15 protein-coding genes are annotated in these 18,011 nt (G+C 64.8%); 12 read left to right on the plus strand and 3 right to left on the minus strand.

Features of this window, described 5'->3' with window-relative positions:
- Positions 1 to 9 precede the first annotated feature (9 nt).
- From xdhA to xdhC, 3 genes are read left to right on the plus strand one after another with little or no spacing between them, the layout of a single operon-like run.
- Positions 10 to 1,467: a xanthine dehydrogenase small subunit gene (xdhA, locus tag AAG821_RS10975; protein ID WP_341914366.1), complete on the plus strand. Its 1,458-nt coding sequence runs from the start codon at positions 10 to 12 to the stop codon at positions 1,465 to 1,467.
- Entirely contained in the window at positions 1,464 to 3,803 is a 2,340-nt protein-coding gene (xdhB, locus tag AAG821_RS10980) for a xanthine dehydrogenase molybdopterin binding subunit (RefSeq protein WP_341914368.1), read from the plus strand. The genes xdhA and xdhB overlap by 4 nt, the downstream gene beginning before the upstream one ends.
- Positions 3,800 to 4,597 carry a xanthine dehydrogenase accessory protein XdhC gene (gene xdhC, locus AAG821_RS10985; protein ID WP_341914370.1) on the plus strand — a complete coding sequence of 266 codons (798 nt, stop codon included), beginning with the start codon at positions 3,800 to 3,802 and terminating at the stop codon, positions 4,595 to 4,597. Before xdhB ends, xdhC begins: the two co-directional genes overlap by 4 nt.
- Positions 4,598 to 4,618: 21 nt before the next feature.
- Here xdhC and AAG821_RS10990 read toward each other — a convergent pair whose 3' ends face one another.
- From AAG821_RS10990 to AAG821_RS11000, 3 genes are all read right to left on the minus strand, one after another.
- On the minus strand, positions 4,619 to 7,375 hold the full coding sequence (locus tag AAG821_RS10990; RefSeq protein WP_341914371.1) for a PAS domain-containing protein: 2,757 nt from the start codon (positions 7,373 to 7,375) through the stop codon (positions 4,619 to 4,621).
- Positions 7,376 to 7,508: 133 nt separating this feature from the next.
- On the minus strand, positions 7,509 to 8,759 hold the full coding sequence (locus AAG821_RS10995) for a DUF2336 domain-containing protein (protein ID WP_341914373.1): 1,251 nt from the start codon (positions 8,757 to 8,759) through the stop codon (positions 7,509 to 7,511).
- Positions 8,756 to 10,057, minus strand: coding sequence for a sensor domain-containing diguanylate cyclase (locus tag AAG821_RS11000; protein ID WP_341916274.1), 1,302 nt, complete (start codon positions 10,055 to 10,057; stop codon positions 8,756 to 8,758). The genes AAG821_RS10995 and AAG821_RS11000 overlap by 4 nt, the downstream gene beginning before the upstream one ends.
- Positions 10,058 to 10,189: 132 nt before the next feature.
- Between AAG821_RS11000 and AAG821_RS11005 the strand changes: the two genes are divergently transcribed.
- The 9 genes from AAG821_RS11005 to AAG821_RS11045 all read left to right on the plus strand — a co-directional run bounded on the left by AAG821_RS11005 (position 10,190) and on the right by AAG821_RS11045 (position 18,011).
- Positions 10,190 to 10,867 carry a pyrimidine 5'-nucleotidase gene (locus AAG821_RS11005; RefSeq protein ID WP_341914376.1) on the plus strand — a complete coding sequence of 226 codons (678 nt, stop codon included), beginning with the start codon at positions 10,190 to 10,192 and terminating at the stop codon, positions 10,865 to 10,867.
- Positions 10,868 to 10,974: 107 nt separating this feature from the next.
- Positions 10,975 to 11,829, plus strand: a complete 855-nt coding sequence (gene dapD, locus AAG821_RS11010; RefSeq protein WP_341914378.1) for a 2,3,4,5-tetrahydropyridine-2,6-dicarboxylate N-succinyltransferase — start codon at positions 10,975 to 10,977, stop codon at positions 11,827 to 11,829.
- 108 nt (positions 11,830 to 11,937) lie between these two features.
- Positions 11,938 to 12,525, plus strand: a complete 588-nt coding sequence (locus tag AAG821_RS11015; protein WP_341914381.1) for a response regulator — start codon at positions 11,938 to 11,940, stop codon at positions 12,523 to 12,525.
- Between the two features lie 272 nt (positions 12,526 to 12,797).
- The gene (locus AAG821_RS11020) at positions 12,798 to 13,397 is read left to right on the plus strand and encodes a MarR family winged helix-turn-helix transcriptional regulator (protein WP_341914383.1); all 600 of its coding nucleotides are present in this window, start codon (positions 12,798 to 12,800) and stop codon (positions 13,395 to 13,397) included.
- Between the two features lie 26 nt (positions 13,398 to 13,423).
- A complete protein-coding gene (locus AAG821_RS11025; RefSeq protein ID WP_341914385.1) occupies positions 13,424 to 14,656 on the plus strand; it encodes an ABC transporter substrate-binding protein in 1,233 nt (410 codons plus the stop codon).
- Between the two features lie 46 nt (positions 14,657 to 14,702).
- Positions 14,703 to 15,572, plus strand: coding sequence for a branched-chain amino acid ABC transporter permease (locus tag AAG821_RS11030; RefSeq protein WP_341895075.1), 870 nt, complete (start codon positions 14,703 to 14,705; stop codon positions 15,570 to 15,572).
- Positions 15,569 to 16,570: a branched-chain amino acid ABC transporter permease gene (locus tag AAG821_RS11035; RefSeq protein ID WP_341914387.1), complete on the plus strand. Its 1,002-nt coding sequence runs from the start codon at positions 15,569 to 15,571 to the stop codon at positions 16,568 to 16,570. Before AAG821_RS11030 ends, AAG821_RS11035 begins: the two co-directional genes overlap by 4 nt.
- On the plus strand, positions 16,567 to 17,295 hold the full coding sequence (locus AAG821_RS11040; protein WP_341914389.1) for an ABC transporter ATP-binding protein: 729 nt from the start codon (positions 16,567 to 16,569) through the stop codon (positions 17,293 to 17,295). Before AAG821_RS11035 ends, AAG821_RS11040 begins: the two co-directional genes overlap by 4 nt.
- Positions 17,292 to 18,011 (plus strand): ABC transporter ATP-binding protein, encoded by a 720-nt coding sequence (locus AAG821_RS11045; RefSeq protein WP_341914391.1) that lies wholly within the window; start codon positions 17,292 to 17,294, stop codon positions 18,009 to 18,011. The genes AAG821_RS11040 and AAG821_RS11045 overlap by 4 nt, the downstream gene beginning before the upstream one ends.

Genomic DNA, 18,011 nt, shown 5'->3' on the forward strand with positions numbered 1-18,011 from the left:
GGAGGCAGCATGTCCGAACCTGTTCGGTTCGTATCGCGCGGCCAGGTGGTGACGGTGGCACCGGATGTGCCCCACACCATGACGGTGCTGGAGTATCTGCGCACACGGCTGCGCCGCACCGGCTCGAAGGAAGGCTGCGCCGAGGGCGACTGCGGCGCCTGCACCGTGGTGGTGGCCGAAGCCGGCGACGACGGCAGGCTGAAACACCGCGCGGTGAATGCCTGCATCCTGTTCGTGCACCAGCTGGACGGCAAGGCGCTGTTCACCGTCGACGATCTCGCCGAAGCGGAAACCCTGCATCCAGTGCAGCAGGCCATGGTGGACAGCCACGGCTCGCAATGCGGCTTCTGCACACCCGGCTTCGTCATGTCGCTGTTCGCCTATTACAAAAGCCACGACAGGGCCGACGACAGCAGCCTGAAAGACGCGCTGGCCGGCAACCTGTGCCGCTGCACCGGCTATCGGCCGATCCTGGAGGCCGGGCACAGGATGTTCGATGCCGGCACGGCCGACCGCTTCGCGCCGCAGGAAGCAGCCCTTGCGGCCCAGCTCGGCAGCCTGGCGCGCAGCCGCATGCTGCAGCATTCCACGCCCGACGGCAGTTTCCTGGCACCGCGCAGCAGTGATGAACTGGCCGACACGCTCGCCACGCTCCCCGAGGGCGAGAGCTGGATTCTGGCCGGCGGCACCGATGTCGGCCTGTGGGTGACCAAGCAGCATCGCGTGCCACGCAACATTGTCTCTCTCGGCCGCGTGGCGGAGCTGCAGCGCATCACCGATCAGGGCGATGCCATCGAGATCGGTGCCAGCGTCACCTATAGCGATGCTTTCGGTGCCATCGAAAGCCTGCATGCCGATTTCGCCCGCATGGTGCGGCGGCTGGGATCGGCGCAGATCCGCAATTCCGGCACGCTCGGCGGCAACATCGCCAACGGCAGCCCGATCGGCGACAGCATGCCGGCGCTGATTGCGCTGGGCGCCACGCTGAAACTCCGCAGCAAGGCCGGCAGCCGCGAGATGGCGCTGGAGGATTTCTTTCTCGCCTATCGCAAGACAGCCTTGCAGCCGGGCGAATTCGTCGAAAGCGTGACGGTGCGCAAACCCGGCACCAACAGCCGCTTCGGCGTCTACAAATTGTCCAAACGCTTCGACCAGGATATCTCCGCCGTGCTGGCGGCGTTTCATGTGGTGCTGGAGGGTGACACCGTGCAAAGCGCGCGGCTGGCTTTCGGCGGCATGGCCGGCACGCCGGCGCGGGCAAAGCTGGCCGAGACAGCACTGACCGGCAGGCGCTTTACGCCTGCCGAGATCGAACCGGCAGTGGCGGCGCTGACCGCGGATTTCACGCCGATGAGCGACATGCGGGCATCGGCCGCCTATCGCCTGCTGGCCGCGCAGAACCTGCTGCGCAAATTCTGCCATGAGGTCAGCACCGGCCAGAAGATTTCGGTGGAGGCCGCCGAATGACGAGCCCCCATAAGACAAATGTCGTCCACAAGCCGATCAAGCATGACAGCGCGCCCAAGCATGTGGCGGGCAGCGCGCGCTATATCGACGACCTGCCGGAGCCCGAAGGCCTGCTGCATGTGGCGCTGCATCTGAGCGACCGCACGCATGCGAAAATCCTCAAGATCGACCTGAGCGCCGCGCTCGCCATTCCAGGCGTGGTGGCGGCGATCACCGTGGCCGATGTGCCCGGCGATCCCGATATCGCACCGGTGGTGCGCGGCGAACCGATGCTGGCCAACGGCGTGGTCGAATTCCACTGCCATCCGGTGGCAGCGATTGCCGCCCATGACCTGCCTACCGCGCGCCGCGCCGCCCGGCTGGTGCGGGTGACCTATGAAGACCTGCCGGCGATCCTGAGCATCGAGGACGCCATCGAGAAGCAGTCCTTCCTGCTGCCGCCGCTGGGCCTGAAGCGCGGCGATGCCGCGGCTGCCATCGCCGCCGCGCCGCACCGCCTGCAGGGTGAACTCAATATCGGCGGCCAGGATCATTTCTATCTCGAGGGCCAGGTCAGCCTGGCCGAACCGCGCGAAGACGGCGATGTGATCGTGCGCTGCTCGACGCAGCATCCCTCCGAAGTGCAGAAGCTGGTTGCGCGCGTCCTCGGCCGCCAGCTGCATGCGGTGACAGTGGAATGCCGGCGCATGGGCGGCGGTTTCGGCGGCAAGGAAACCCAGGCTGCGCAGTTTGCCTGCATCGCCGCCGTAATCGCGACGAGGACCGGCCGGCCGGCCAAGCTGCGGCTCGACCGCGACGAGGATATGATCGCCACCGGCAAGCGGCACGATTTCCTGTCGCGCTATGACGTCGGTTTCGATGAGCAGGGCCGCATCCTCGGCTATGAACTGACGCTGGCCGGGCGCGGCGGCTGGGCGGCGGACCTGACCGGCGCCGTGGTGGACCGCGCCGTGTTCCATGCCGATTCCAGCTACTGGCTGCCCGATGTCACCCTCACCGGGCTCTGCTGCAAGACCAACACGGTGTCGAACACGGCGTTTCGCGGCTTCGGCGGACCGCAGGGCATGGCAACCACCGAATATGTGATCGACGAGATCGCGCGTTACCTCGGCCGCGACGCGCTGGAGATCCGCCGCGCCAATCTCTACGGCAAGACCGCCAACAACGTCACACCGTATTTCCAGACCATCACCGACAACATCCTGCCCGAGATGCTGGACGAACTGCTGGCGAGCAGCGACTACAGGCGCCGCCGGCAGGAGATCGATGCCTTCAACGCGCAGAGCCCGCATCTCAAGAAGGGCCTGGCGCTGACGCCGGTGAAATTCGGCATCTCGTTTACCACCACCTTCCTCAACCAGGCCGGCGCGCTGGTGCTGGTCTATGAGGATGGCTCGGTACAGCTGAACCACGGTGGCACCGAGATGGGCCAGGGCGTCTATATCAAGGTGGCGCAGGTGGTGGCCGAAACACTCGGCATCGGCCTCGATAAAATCCGCATCACCGCGACACGCACCGACAAGGTGCCGAACACCTCGGCCACGGCAGCCAGCGCCGGCGCCGACCTGAACGGCAAGGCGGCGGAAAATGCCGCGCTGCAGATCCGCGAAAGGCTTGCTGCAGTGGCCGGCGCGATGCTGGGTGCGGCGCCGGAGCAGGTGACCTTCGCCGATGACCTCGTCCGGGCCGGTGGAAAGTCCATGCCATTTGCCGATGTGGCGCACAAGGCCTGGATGGAACGCGTGTCGCTGGCCGCCTCCGGCTTCTACGCCACACCGGATATCCATTTCGACCGCGCCACCGGGCGCGGCAGGCCGTTCTATTATTTCGCCTATGGCCTCTCGGCCACCGAAGTGCTGGTCGACTGCTTCACCGGCGAATATCGCTTCACCCGCGCCGACCTGCTGCATGACTGCGGCAGCTCGCTCAACCCCGCCATCGACATGGGCCAGGTAGAAGGCGCCTATATCCAGGGCCTGGGCTGGCTGACCATGGAAGAACTGTGGTGGGACGACAAAGGGCGCCTGCGCACCCATGCGCCCAGCACCTACAAGATTCCGACCGCGCGCGACCTGCCGGAAGATTTCCGCGTGCAGCTGGTATCCGGCCGCGCCAACCCGTCAAACACCGTGTTCCGTTCCAAGGCGGTGGGCGAGCCACCGCTGATGCTGGGCATCTCGGCCTGGCTGGCGCTGAAGGATGCCGTCGCCGCCGCGGCCGGCACCAGGATGGTGCATCTGGATGCACCGGCCACGCCGGAACGTGTGCTGCTGGCCATCGCCGCGGCCAAACGGCAGGCCGCCACGATGCCCACCGACATGGCGGCCGCCAAATGAGCTGGCTGAATGCCCTCAGCGACCTGGATGGCCGCGGCATTCCGGCCGTGCTGGTGACGGTGGCGGCCACCGATGGTTCGGCACCGCGCGAGGCCGGCACCAAGATGGTGGTGACGCCGGACGACACCATCGGCACCATCGGCGGCGGCACGCTGGAATTCCGCGCCATCGAAATTGCCCGCCATATGCTCGGCACCAAACAGGGACCGAGTTTGCGCAAATTCCCGCTCGGGCCCTCGATGGGGCAATGCTGCGGTGGCACCATGACGCTGCTATTCGAGCCGCAGCGGCCGGACCTGTTCACCGTGGCGCTGTTCGGCGCCGGCCATGTCGGCAAGGCGGTGGTGCAGGTGCTGAGCGCCCTGCCCTGCCGCATCCGCTGGTTCGATCCGCGGCCCGACGAATTCCCCGACCATGTGCCGCCGGGCGTGAGCGTGGAAGTGACCAACGCGCCGGAGCGCGAGATCGCCGGCCTGCCGGATGATGCGTGGATTCTGGTGATGAGCCACAGCCATGCCCTCGATCTCGGCATCACGGCAAAGGCGCTGCAGGAAAACCGTTTCGCCTATGTGGGCCTGATCGGCTCGGAGACCAAGCGGGCACGCTTCGTCAAACGCTTCCGCGAGCTGGGCCTGGACGAACAGCAGATCGCCAGGCTGACCTGCCCGATCGGCATCGACGGTGTGAACGGCAAGCATCCGGGCGAAATCGCCATCGCCACGGCGGCACAGCTGCTGCGCTTACGCGAGGGCGCGCGGCAGACCTTGCGCGTGGTCGACGAGAGCGCGGCGTAAGGAGCGAACGCGCAGCCCGCGCTAGGCGTCGATCAGCTCCCGTATGCGTCCGGCCAGCGTGTCGATCTCAAACGGCTTTGTAAGGATTGACATGCCCGTTTCGAGCTGTCCGTTTCTAAGCAGAGCATTCTCCGCATAGCCCGTGATGAACAGAACTTTCAAATCCGGCCGACTCGCACGCGCCGCATCCGCCATCTGCCGCCCGTTCATGCCCCCCGGAAGACCCACATCGGTCACCAGCAGGTCAATCTGGGCATCGGACTGAAGAATCCGAAGACCTGCGAGGCCGTCACCTGCCTCAAGCACCGTATAGCCAGCCTCTCCCAAAACATCCACGATCAGCATGCGCACCATGGCTTCGTCATCGACCAGCAACACCGTTTCGCCCTGCCGGGCAGGCTTCAGAACCTCGGCCACCGGCAGGATCTCATCCTCTTCCGCCTTGCCCAGATGCCGCGGCAAATATATCCAGACCGTCGCTCCCTGGCCGACCTCGGAATAAATCCGCACCTGGCCGCCAGACTGCCTCGCAAAGCCGTAGATCATCGATAGGCCGAGACCGGTACCTTCGCCTAATGGCTTGGTGGTGAAGAATGGCTCGAAGGCCCTGGCGATGACTTCGGGCGGCATACCTGTGCCGGTATCGCTCACGCAGAGCGAAAGGTACTGCCCCTTCGACAGATCAAGCTGCCGGGCAGCATGCCAATCAATCGAACGGTTAGACGTTTCTATGGTAATGCGGCCACCATCAGGCATGGCATCGCGTGCGTTGATGCAGAGATTCAGCAAGGCATTTTCAAGCTGGGGGACATCGACCATGGCAGTCCACAAACCCGTCGAACCCACATTTGCCACTTTGATGCTCGGCCCGACTGTCCGCTGGATCAGATCTACCATCCCGCTGATTACCTGATTGATGTCTGCGGGTCTGGGTGCCAGCGTCTGACGGCGGGAAAAGGCCAGCAGGCGGTGGGTCAGCGCTGCCGCGCGCTTTGTCCCATCCTGCGCTGCGGCGATATACTTTTCGACATCCGTGTAGCGGCCCTGGTTGATGAATTTCCGGGTCAGCTCCAGCGCGCCGGAAACAGCCATAAGCAAGTTGTTGAAATCGTGCGCCAGGCCACCCGTCAACTGACCGACGGCTTCCATTTTATGTGCCTGCCGCAGGGTCTCTTCGGCGGCACGCTGTCCGGTCACATTGCGGCCGACCATGTGGAACAGGCCGGTACCCGGATCCGGACTTGCCGCCCACATGATGTGGCACAGGCTGCCGTCCTTGCAGAGGATGGCATTGGTAAAACCCGCCACATCCTTGCCAGCAGCCAGCCTGGCAATAGCCCTGTCGCTCTCTGCATGGTCGGCCGGATCGATGATGTCGTGAAACCGCCGTGCGAGCAGCTCGTTTTCACTCCAGCCAAGCAGCGTTGTCCATGCAGGGTTGATGGCTTTCAGGTAGCCATCAAGGTTTCCGGTGCCCATGAGATCATTGGTTGTCTCCCACAGCCGATCGCGTTCGGCGGTGCGCTCCGCGAGTTCTTCCTGGCGCCGCTTCTCATCCGTGATATCACGTGCCGAGCAGTACACCTTCATATCGTCGGGGACCGCAACCCAGGACAGCCAGCGCCAGTCGCCGTCCTTATGACGGTACCGATTCTCGAAACGCAGGGCAGGCAGGCCGCGATCAAGCGCATCCTCCCATGCCACACGTGTCTTTTTCTGGTCGTCGGGATGGATGAAGTCGAAGAAAACCGTACCGGCCACCTCTTCCTCTAACCACCCCAGCGTTGCATGCCATGCAGGATTGGATGCTTCGAAATACCCTTCGGCATTCAGTACGCCCAGCATGTCTGGACTGACTTGCCAGGTGCGGCCACGCGCCAGCGCCTGAGCAACGACTTTCTGCTCCAGGTCTGTATTCAGCGCGCGCAGCTTGGCGATGGCGGTGTCGCGTTCGGCCTCCACGGCTCGCCGCTCCTCGACATTGATCAGGACGCCGGGGAAGTTCTGCGGCGAGCCATCGGGCCCGAGTTCCACGCGACCATTGGCCTCAATCCAGTAGTAGCGTCCATCGGCCCTGCGGACACGGTACTGATGGGCATAGGCGCCGCCGCGCTCCATCGCATCCTTCAAAGCCTTCGACAGCTCTGGCCTGTCGTCCGGATGGACCGTGGCAATCACCTGCTCGAGACTGAGCCCGTCATAGCCCAGTGCCGAATCGAGGCCGAAACTACTGGCAAATGCCTCGTCCACGGCAAATCGATCTTTCGGAACATCCCAGAACCATGTGCCTATGATCGCACCGGCAGACAGGGCCAGTTGCACGCGCTCGGCATAAATGCGGGCGCGATTCTGAGCCAATACCGTCTCGGTCGTCTCGACGGCGACATTGAAGAGGCCGCAAACCGTATTGCCATCGCGCAAGGGGCTGTAGGAAAACGTCCAGTAGGTGTCTTCCGGATAGCCGTGACGGGTCATTCGCAGGTGCATGTTTTCCAAACGCACCGACTCGCCTGCCATTGTCCTTTCGTACAGCGGTCCGATCTCATGCCAGACATCGCGCCATACTTCATCCAATGGCTGCCCCACGGCTGCGGGGTGACGCTGGCCCAGAAACGGAGCATAGGCGTCGTTATATATTAGCGTCTTCGCTGGCCCCCAGGCGGCACACATGCCGAACCCGCTCGACATCATGATGTCGTATGCCGCTCTCAGTGACAGCGGCCACGCCTCCTTGGGGCCAAGCGGTGTCCGGCTCCAGTCGAAAATATTCAGCGGCATGGCAATAATGAGTCCTTGCACGGCCCTGCGCCCACGGTCGCAGTCCCCCATTGCTAAACACACCAAGGCAAGAATAGTTCCGGGACGGCGGTATTACGCCGGGTTTGCGAACACGGCTCGAGTGAATAACGACCTAAAGCCCGAGGATCTTCAGCTGGTCCTGCAGCTCGGCTTCGGTCATCGGATAATCAGAACCGTTGCGGGCATTCAGCATGCTCTTCGGCGGCACGTGGGCAAGGTCGCGCTGGATCATCACGGCCGTGCGCATGGAGAATTTCGCGCGCCAGACCAGCGCGGTGATCAGCCGGCCATTGCGCACATCGATCGCCTTCTGGATCACCGATAGCGGGATGCGGCCATTCTGGATCAGGGCCTGCAATACCAGATTCCGGTCGCCGCGTTCGATGGCGTCCTGCACCAGGTCGTTGTCGAGCTTCTTGTCCTTGATCAGCTTTCTGACCTTGACCTCGGCTTCGGCCATCGGTGTCTGGGCGTCTTCGGCCTCGTCGTCTTCGTCGGCTTCCTCGAGTTTGACCTCGAGCCGCTGCTCCATCACCTGGCGCACCTCGGCCAGCGCATCGGCCGGCAGATCCTTGCGGCTGGCCAACAATTTCAGCAGCGATGAGGCGACGAAACCGGCAAGGCGCTTGGCTGCCTTGCCTGGCAGGTTGGGCCGCTGCACCAGCGGTTCATGCCAGGCCTCGAATTGCGGTGCCGCATCGAGGATGAGATCGAGGGTCTCTTCGCGGATCTGCGCCGAGTCATTGGCCAGCAGGGCCGCCACCGCCGATACGTCGCGCGTGGCCGCAATGGCGCCCGATACGCCATCGGACAGGCCGATGCGGCGGGCAATCGCCGACAATGCACCGGACTGGGCCGAGGAGGCGACGATCTCGCGCAGATCGTCATCGCTCAGCAGCGGCGAGAATTGCAGCACCGGGGCGGAGACGATCAGCTCGACATCCAGCGCCAGCTGCTTGATCAGGTGATGCGGTACATTCTCGGATGCCTTCAGGGCTTCCGACAATGTGGCGCGGATACGGGCCAGCTCGTCCTGCGCCAGCAGCTCCAGCGTCTGGATCGCCAGCTCGCGCGCCTTGTTTGCCTCATCATCCGGCAGGTCGGGCAGCATATGCGCCACCTTGGCAGCCAGCCGCTGGCGCACCTCTTCGGAGGAATCATTGGCCAGCAGCAGATACGCCTGCGCCGGCGTCGCCTCGTTTTCGACAATGGCGCGACGCACCTCCTCGGTCTGGTCGACCGCGAGGTAATACAGGATTTCCGGCTGCGTATCGGCGCGCTTGGCCAATTTCAGGCGCTCGGCCGAATTGGCCGAGGCCGCCAGCGCCTTCGCCTTGTCGTAATCGATGTTCTTGCCACTCACGTCGGGACTCCGTCCTCGTCATCGGGCAGCGGCGCGATATGGCTGCGTCCCTTGCCGCCCTTCTTGGCGGCATACATCGCCTCGTCTGCCCGGGCGATCAGGGCCTCGGTGCTTTCCAGCTGGTCGAGGCGCGAAAACACCGCGCCAACCGAAAGGCCGAGCGGAAAACCCTCGACGCCGAACTGCCGGTCAAGCTCGCGGCCGATCTCATGCAGGCGCAGGCTGATCGATTCCGCCGAATTGCGATCGGTTTCCTCCAGCCAGAGCAGGAATTCGTCGCCGCCGATGCGTGAGGCCAGATCGACGCCGCGCATCAGCCGGCGGGCTTCCTCCGACACATGCTTCAGCACCTCGTCGCCCACCTGGTGGCCACGCACATCGTTGACCTTCTTGAAGTTGTCGAGATCGAAATAGATCAGGGTGCCGCGCAGCTTGTTGCGCAGATGACGCGCCAGCCGCTTGTCCAGCTCGGTCAGGAAGGCGCGGCGGTTGAGCAGGCCGGTGAGGCCATCGGTGCTGGCCAGCTTGTTGAGCTGCTTGTGGGCGCGGCGCAGGGCGTCGACACGTTCACGGGCCTCGGGGACATCGCGCGCCACGCCGCGCACGCCGAGCCAGGCGCCCTGTGCATCGCGCACCGGCAGGCAGGACACTTCAAAACAGCCCACCGTACCGTCCTTGCGCTGGAGGAAGACCTCGGTGGATTCCTGCGGCACCTGCGCCTCGAAGGGCAGGATCGCCGGTGCCGGCGTATCGACGCTGTGTTCGGCGACGATCTTGCGCGCATCGGTGCCTTCCAGCTCGCGCGCCGTATAGCCCAGCGCGCCGCGTGGCGAGACGAAGCCGAAGCGGCCATCGGCCTTGGTTTCCCAGGCAAAGTCGGTGGAGCAGGAGACCAGATCCTTGAACAGCTGGCGCGACTGCATCAGCGCCTGGATCAGGTTGCGCTCCAGCGTACCGTCGCGACCGAGCAGAAGCAGGCGACGGTGCGTCCTGTCGCCAAGCGGAATGAGCGTAAGCTGCAACGCACTGCCGCCGCGCGGGCCTGCGAGATCGGCGCGATCCTGTCGCATCTGGCCATCATTCAGCGCCGCCGCGATTGCGGCGGCCAGAGCCGGCAGCTGGTTGTCTGCCAGTGCGGCCAGCAATCCGGTGGCGGCATCGTTGGCAGCGAGCGTGCGGCCACCGCCATCGAGCAGCGCGGCCGGGCCGGGATAGTCCGGCACCAGCAGGGCCGGATCGAGTCCGCCTGCCAGGTTGCTCTCCTGGCTCGCATCCATTGCCGTGCTGCCCTGGCTCACCGTTTGCCCCTCTTGTTCCGGTGATCGCGTGGCGCCCCGGATACTCGCCATTTTAGCCAGAAGCACCTATGGTGCGAAACTGTGATCTCCGCCGCTTCCGCATCCCCCGCCGCTTCCGCATCCCCCGCCGGCATGCCACTGGCCGGTGCCGCCTTGCGGCAGGCGGAAACCTGGGTCTTCGACCTCGACAACACGCTCTACCCTGCGGAATGCAACCTGTTCGAGCAGGTGCAACGCCGGATGGGCGAGTTCATCGCCACGACCTTTGCCCTGGATGCCGCAGCGGCAGCGGAAAAGCGGAAATACTTCTTCCATACCCATGGCACCACGCTGCGCGGCCTGATGGTGGAGCATGGCATCGATCCGGCCGATTTCCTCAGCTTCGTGCATGACATCGACCTGAGCGGCGTGGACGCCATGCCGGCGCTGAATACGGCGCTGGAGCGCCTGCCCGGCCGCAAGCTGATCTTCACCAACGGCACCGTGGCCCATGCCGAGCGCATCATGCGCAAACTGGGGGTCGACCATCACTTCGAGGCGGTGTTCGACATCGTGGCCTCCGACTACCTGCCCAAGCCCGAGATCGCGCCCTATCGCGCCATGCTGGCCCGCCATGGCGTGACACCGGCCGGCGCCGTGATGGTGGAAGACATGGCGCGCAACCTGAAACCGGCGGCCGAACTGGGCATGACCACGATCTGGGTGCCGACCACGGCGGCCTGGTCGCAACCCGATGCCGGCGACCATGGCCATATCCACCATACCGCGCCGGACCTGACCGCCTTCCTGGCCGCCCTGCCCGCCGCCTGAACCAGCGCCGACGGGCGCCCGAAAGGGAGCCGGCAGGTTGACTCAAGGCGCCCGGCGGCTATTGTCTCGCGGTCTCGCCGACCCGCATTTTCCAAGGACTATTTACCATGACCGACGCCGCCATTCGCGCCCAGCTCCAGCCCGTGATCGATGCCGCCTGGGAGGCCCGCGACCAGGTCAATTTCCACACCAAGGGCGAAGTGCGCGACGCGGTGGAGGCCACGCTGAATGCGCTGGATGACGGCAAGCTGCGCGTGGCCGAGAAGATCGACGGCAAGTGGGTGGTGCACCAGTGGGCCAAGAAGGCCGTGCTGCTGAGCTTCCGCCTCACCGACAACATGCTGATTTCGGATGCCCCGGGCGGCGCCAGCTGGTTCGACAAGGTGCCGTCGAAATTTGCCGGCTGGAGCGAGCAGCGTTTCCGCGCCGCCGGCTTCCGCGCCGTGCCGGGCGCCGTGGCGCGCCGCGCCGCCTATATCGCGCCGGGCGTGGTGCTGATGCCCAGCTTTGTCAATCTCGGCGCCTATGTCGACAGCGGCACCATGGTGGATACCTGGGCCACGGTGGGGTCCTGCGCGCAGATCGGCAAGAACGTGCACCTGTCGGGCGGTGTCGGCATCGGCGGCGTGCTGGAGCCGCTGCAGGGCAACCCGGTGATCATCGAGGACAACTGCTTCATCGGCGCGCGGTCGGAAGTGGTGGAAGGCGTGATCGTCGAGGAAGGTGCCGTGCTGTCCATGGGCGTCTATCTGGGCGCCGGCACCAAGATCATCGACCGCGCCACCGGCGAGGTTTTCGTCGGCCGCGTGCCGGCCTATTCGGTGGTGGTCTCGGGCAACATCCCGGGCAAGCCGCTGCCCAACGGCCAGCCGGGCCCGTCGCTGTACTGCGCCGTGATCGTCAAGCGCGTGGATGCCCAGACCCGCTCCAAGACATCCATCAACGAACTGCTGCGCGACTGATATCCCGGAGGTAGAGGCATGCCGCCGGCGCGGTAGAACCCGCACGGCGACAACCTTTCCTTAACGCAGAGCGGCGAGGCTTCAGGCTCCTGTTTCCCGAGTCGGTCAATGTCGCTTCCGCCCACCAAGAACCGTCGTATCGATCCCGGCGCCTTTCGTCGCTCCACCATCCTGGTGGCCGAGGGTGACCGCGGCCTGCGCCGCACGCTGCGCGATGTGCTGCTCGGCATGGGCTTCCCCTCCATCATCGTGGCCGGTACTGCCGCAGAAGCGATACGCCAGCTGATCGAGTTCCGGCCCAGCGTGATCCTGCTGGACCACAAACTGCCCGGCAACGGCGATGGCATCGCCTTCACCCGCCGGCTGCGCCGCGAGAACGATCCGGTGCCGATCATCCTGATGTGCACCAATCCCGATGCCAGCCTGGTGGCCACCGCACGCGATGCCGGCGTGAACGAGATCGCGCGCAAGCCGCTGTCGATGGAAGGGCTGGTGCTGCGCCTGATGCATGTGCTGCAGGTGCCGCGCAAATTCATCCGCAGCAGCGCCTTTGTCGGGCCCGACCGCCGCCGCCTGCCCGATCGTCGCCGCAATGAGCGGCGGCTGCAGATCCCGCTGCCGCCGGAGCAGGAGCGGCGCAAGCGGCCGAGCCGGCGCAGCGGCGACGAACGCCGCAAGCCCAAGACTCCCACCTGAAAAAAGAAAGCCGGTCTGGGCGGGGAAGCCGGACCGGCCGGGCACGATGAGCGGCGCGCCTGAAGTGATTCGCAGCCTAGGCGGCCGCGATGACGCTGGCATGACAGGCGGCAGCCTGCTGTAATCGGCCATCGGCCAGTGCAGGCGCAAATTAGTCCGCTTGCATTACTGTTATTCCCCGCTACAATCCGGCATACAAGAAACGCCCGGCCGCCAAGAAGCCGTGGGCAGGGAGGACTATCATCGTGCCAGTTGCCGCCCGGAATGCGCCAATGCGCAGGCCGAAAGCCGAGGTCGGAGTCAAATCCGAGCGGCGCGGCAGTGCGGCACCGGTGGATTACGGCACCCTGCCCAACCATGTCGGCTACCTGCTGCGCCTGGCACAGCTGCGGGTGTGGGAGGATTTCTACGGCCGGCTGGGCGATACCGGAATCAGCCCGGCCCTGTTTTCGGCCCTGATGCTGGTCGATCGCAATCCCGGCATCCAGCAGAGCCGCCTGGGCGAGGCGCTGGGCGTCGCCCGTTCCGGCGCCATGACGATGACCGACCGACTGGAAGGCCTCGGCCTGGTGGAGCGCCGTGCCGACCCGCATGATCGCCGCGCCTATGGCCTGTTCCTGACTGCCGACGGCCAGCGCGGCATGGCGGAATACATCGCCCGCGTCCAGCAGCATGATGCCAAGATCAACCAGGTGCTGAGCAGCGACGAGCATGCCACGCTGATGCGGCTGCTGCACAAATTCACCGCCGCGCCGGCGCCGATCACGCTGGAGCGCGCCCAGAAGGCGGACACCGCGGCCCGTTCCACCACAGACACTGATCCAGTAGCATCGCGTACCAAGCGCACCGCCCATACAGGGCGGGCGTCCTAGACAACGGTTCCAGGGAGGAAAGACCAATGAGCACCAAGCTTACCCGTCGCCAATTCGCAGCCACGGCCGCCGGCGCCGCGCTCGTCGCCGGCACCGCACCGTTCAACATCGTCAAAGCCCAGACCGGCGCGCTGAAGATCGGGTCGATCCATCCGCGCTCGGGCTTCCAGGCCCAGCTCGGCATCGCCTGCCAGCGCGGCATCGACCTGGCGCCGCGCGTGCTCAAGCAGCTCGGCATCAATGCCAATGTCGAGATCATGAATGCCGATACCGAATCCAACGTCGACGTGGCCCGCGCCCGCGCCGAAAAACTGATCAACGACGGCGCCAATGTGCTGATCGGCGCCTTCGACAGCGGCCAGTCGGCCGCCATCGCCCAGGTCGCCGAGCAGAAGGGCGTGCCCTACATCATCAACGTCGCCGCGGCGCCGCAGATCACCGAACAGGGCTACAAGTTCGTGTTCCGCAACTTCCCGACCGCACCGATGCTGGTCGGCGACGGCCTCAACCTGATGAAGGGCGTGTTCGAGAAGAGCGGCATCACGCCGAAGACCGCCGTGTTCATGCATGTGAACGACACCTTCGGCCAGTCGATGGCCGGCGCGATCAAGGCGATGGCGCCGCGCTTCAACCTGCCGTTCCAGATCGTCGATACCATTGCCTATGATCCGCAGGCCAAGGATCTCTCGGTCGAGATCGCCAAGGCCAAGGCCACCGGCGCCGAAATGCTGATGCCGGTGACCCGGCTTAACGACGCCATCCTGATGATCCGCGAAATGGTCAAGCAGCGCTGGGAACCGCAGATCGTGATGAGCCCCGGCGCGCCGGGCTTCTATGAAGGCCAGTTCTACAAGACGCTGGGCAAGTTCTCGAATTACCTGCTGACCAATGTGCCGTGGTACAATCCGCGGTCTTCCATCACCCAGAAGCTCCTGGACGAGTTCACCAAGAGCTACAAGAACGAGCTGTTCGAGCTGAATGTCGGCTTCTCGTTCGAGGCCGTCATGGTGGCCGTCAATGCGCATAACGCCGCCAAGAGCACGGCGGGCGCGGCGCTGGCCGATGCGATCCGCAAGACCAACATCACCGATCACGTGATGGCCGGCGGCGCGCTGCAGTTCAACGAAAAGGGCCAGAACGTCAACATCAAGTCGGTGACGCTGCAGAATCTCGACCAGCGCCCGAAGGTGGTGCTGCCGCTGGATATCGCGGAAGACAACCTGACCCTGCCGCTGCCGAGCTGGACCAAGCGCAGCTGATCGCTTAACCCACGCAACACCACCCCGAAGAGACTCCGAAGAACCGATGCCCATAGATTTGATTGTTACCGTTGCCGTACAGGGCATTCTGACCGGACTGGTCTACGGCCTCATGGCCCTTGGCCTTTCGGTCATCTTCGGGGTGGTGCGCGTGGTCAATTTCGCCCATGGCGAGATGATGACAATTGCCTCCTATGCCGCGATCGTCGCTTTCGGCGCCTGGAATATCGATCCGCTGGTGTCGATGATCCCGATTGCCGTGCTGCTGTTCGCGCTGGGCTATGCGATGCAGGCGGCCCTGATCAATCCCTTCATCAACCGGCCGGAGCACAGCCAGTTCATCCTGCTGGCCGCGGTGGCCATCATCATGGTCAATGGCCTGCTGATGATCTTCGGCCCCGATGCCCGCAACGTGCTGGTCGATTACGCGCTCGACTCCATCGAGGTCGGCCCGCTGCTGATCGACAAGGTGCGCGTCATCACTGCCACCCTGGCGCTGGCGATCACCGCCGGACTGTTCGCCTTCTTCAAGCTGAGCCGCATCGGCAAGGCGATCCGCGCCTGCGCGGACAACCATATGGGCGCCCTGGTGGTCGGCCTCAACGTCAAGCGGCTCTATGCACTCACCTTCGGCATCGGCTCGGCCTGCGTCGGCGCTGCCGGCGCGATGATGACGCTGCTGATCGACACCACGCCCAATGTCGGACCGGTCTTCACCCTGCAGGCCTTTGTCATTGTCATCATCGGCGGCCTGGGCTCGATGCCCGGCGCGCTGCTGGGCGGCGTGCTGATCGGCCTGACCGAGGCGATGGCCGGGCTGTTCTTCGCGCCCTCGGCCAAGACGATGTTCGGCGTCGCCATCCTCATTCTGGTTCTTCTTTTCAGGCCACAGGGCCTGCTGGGGCGCAAGGCATGATCGCGCGTCTGATCGAAGGCGTGCCGCAGCGCGCGCTCATCCTGCTTGGCCTGTTGCTGGCCGCCATGCTGGCCGCGCCGCTGCTGGTTGGTGATTACGGCCTGTCGGTGCTGATCCTGGTGCTGTATTTCGCCTATACCGGCCAGGCCTGGAACGTGATGATGGGCTTTGCCGGCCAGCTCAGCCTGGGCCATTCGCTCTATGTCGGCATCGGCGCCTATGCCGCCGCCGCCCTCTATGTGCATTTCGGCATCGGGCCGTGGCTTGGCGTATGGATCGCCATCCTGCTCAGCATGTCGGCCGGCCTGGTGATCGGCTTCCTCGCCTTCCGCTTCGGCATCGGCGGCGTGTATTTCGCGCTGCTGACCATCGCCTTTGCCGAATTCACCCGCGTCGGCTTCGACCATTTCACCTGGGTGAACGGCTCGGGCGGCTTCTTCCTGCCGGTGGCGCAGTACAGCATCAACGATCCGCTCAACCTGCGCGGTTCGCCCACCATGTTCTATTACATCCTGCTCGGCATCACCGTGCTGGCCTTCCTGTTCTGCCGCTGGCTGCTGACCGGCCGCATCGGCTATTACTGGCTGGCGATCCGCGAGGAACCCGAAGCCGCCCAGACGCTGGGCATCAACGTGTTCCGCTACAAGATGATCGCGGTGGCGATCTCGGCCGGCATGACGGCGCTGAGCGGCGTGTTCTTCGCCTTCTATTACAACAACCTGTTCCCCGAGCAGATCTTCAGCATGAACCGCTCGATCGAGCTGATTCTCGGTCCGATCATCGGCGGCATCGGCTCGCTGTTCGGCCCGATCCTCGGCGCCGTGGTGCTGACCCTGCTGGCCGAAGGCCTCACCGACATCATGGCCGCGCTGGGCTACGAACTGCCGGGCGTGAAGCTGGTGTTCTATGGCCTCTGCCTGCTGGTGGTGGTGATGTATCTGCCCAACGGCATCTGGCCGCCGTTGCGCAAATGGCTCGGCCTGGGAGAGCGGCTATGACAGCTTTGCTCACCGTCGAGGGCATCTCGAAAAGCTTCCGCGGCCTGCGCGCGGTGGATCGCGCGTCGCTGACCGTGCCCAAGGGCGGCATCGTCAGCCTGATCGGCCCCAATGGCGCCGGCAAGACCACCTGCTTCAACATGATCGCCGGCGTGTTCAAACCCGACGAGGGCAGCATCACCTTTGCCGGCCAGAGCATCGCCGGCCTGCGGCCCGACCAGATCTGCCATGCCGGCATCGGCCGCACCTTCCAGATCGTGAAGCCGTTCAAGGAACTCACAGCCCTGGAGAATGTGATTGTCGGCGCCCTGCGCACCGAGCCCAGCACACGGGCGGCGCGCAAGAAAGCCGAAGGCGTGCTGGACCAGCTCGGCATGCTGGACAAGCGCGACCAGCCGGCCGCGCAGCTGACCCTGCCCGAGCGCAAGCGGCTGGAAGTGGCGCGCGCGCTGGCCACCGACCCGACCCTGCTGTTGCTGGACGAGGTGATGGCCGGCCTGCGCCCGACCGAGACCGACCAGATGGTGGCGGTGTTCCGCGAGCTGAACCGCAAGCAGGGGCTGACGATTTTGCTGATCGAACATGTGATGCGTGCCGTGATGGCGCTGTCGCAGCATGTGGTGGTGCTGCACCATGGCCAGGTGATCGCCGATGGCGCACCGGAGCAGGTGGTGCGCGATCCCGCCGTGCTGGAATGCTATCTGGGCGAGGAGGCCGAGGTATGAGCAGCGCGGCGCTCCGTCTGACCGACCTCGACGTTTTCTACGGCGATGCCCAGGCACTGGACAGTGTGTCGATCGAAGTGCCGCAGGGCAGCATCGTCGCCATCATCGGCGCCAATGGCGCCGGCAAGTCGACCCTGATCCGCACCATCGCCGGTATCGAAACGCCACGGCGCGGCCATATCACCTACAAGGACACCGAGATCGGCGGCCTGCCCAGCTATAAGGTCTGCAACCTCGGCATCGGCCAGGTGGCCGAGGGCCGCCAGATCTTCCCCACGCTCAGCGTGCTGGAGAATCTGGAAATGGGCGCCCTGCTGCCGCGTGCGCGCGGCAAGGAAAAGGCCACGATGGACGAGGTGTTTCATCTCTTCCCGCGCCTGGCCGAACGGCGCGACCAGCTGGCCGGCACCATGTCGGGCGGCGAACAGCAGATGCTGGCGATTGGCCGCTGCCTGATGGGCCAGCCCGACCTGATCATGTTCGACGAGCCTTCACTGGGCCTGGCACCCGCCGTGGTGCAGGAGGTGTTCCGCATCATCCGGCTGCTGCATGCCGAGCGCGGCATGACGGTGATCCTGGTCGAACAGAATGTCGCCGTGTCGCTCAAGCTGGCCGACCAGGCTTATGTGCTTGAGAACGGCCATATCGTCATGCAGGGCAGCGGCCAGGACTTGCTGCACGACGACCGCGTGCGGCAGGCCTATATGGGGCTGTAA

The organism is Ferrovibrio terrae, from assembly GCF_943372915.1.
Taxonomy (GTDB): Bacteria; Pseudomonadota; Alphaproteobacteria; order Ferrovibrionales; family Ferrovibrionaceae; genus Ferrovibrio; species Ferrovibrio terrae_A.

Bases quoted from the DNA above. Each gene is read 5' to 3' on its own strand.
- xdhA (WP_341914366.1), top strand. From the start codon at position 10: ATGTCCGAACCTGTTCGGTTCGTATCGCGCGGCCAGGTGGTGACGGTG.
- xdhB (WP_341914368.1), top strand. From the start codon at position 1,464: ATGACGAGCCCCCATAAGACAAATGTCGTCCACAAGCCGATCAAGCAT.
- xdhC (WP_341914370.1), top strand. From the start codon at position 3,800: ATGAGCTGGCTGAATGCCCTCAGCGACCTGGATGGCCGCGGCATTCCG.
- AAG821_RS10990 (WP_341914371.1), bottom strand. From the start codon at position 7,375: ATGCCGCTGAATATTTTCGACTGGAGCCGGACACCGCTTGGCCCCAAG.
- AAG821_RS11005 (WP_341914376.1), top strand. From the start codon at position 10,190: ATGCCACTGGCCGGTGCCGCCTTGCGGCAGGCGGAAACCTGGGTCTTC.
- dapD (WP_341914378.1), top strand. From the start codon at position 10,975: ATGACCGACGCCGCCATTCGCGCCCAGCTCCAGCCCGTGATCGATGCC.
- AAG821_RS11015 (WP_341914381.1), top strand. From the start codon at position 11,938: ATGTCGCTTCCGCCCACCAAGAACCGTCGTATCGATCCCGGCGCCTTT.
- AAG821_RS11020 (WP_341914383.1), top strand. From the start codon at position 12,798: ATGCGCAGGCCGAAAGCCGAGGTCGGAGTCAAATCCGAGCGGCGCGGC.
- AAG821_RS11025 (WP_341914385.1), top strand. From the start codon at position 13,424: ATGAGCACCAAGCTTACCCGTCGCCAATTCGCAGCCACGGCCGCCGGC.
- AAG821_RS11030 (WP_341895075.1), top strand. From the start codon at position 14,703: ATGCCCATAGATTTGATTGTTACCGTTGCCGTACAGGGCATTCTGACC.
- AAG821_RS11035 (WP_341914387.1), top strand. From the start codon at position 15,569: ATGATCGCGCGTCTGATCGAAGGCGTGCCGCAGCGCGCGCTCATCCTG.
- AAG821_RS11040 (WP_341914389.1), top strand. From the start codon at position 16,567: ATGACAGCTTTGCTCACCGTCGAGGGCATCTCGAAAAGCTTCCGCGGC.
- AAG821_RS11045 (WP_341914391.1), top strand. From the start codon at position 17,292: ATGAGCAGCGCGGCGCTCCGTCTGACCGACCTCGACGTTTTCTACGGC.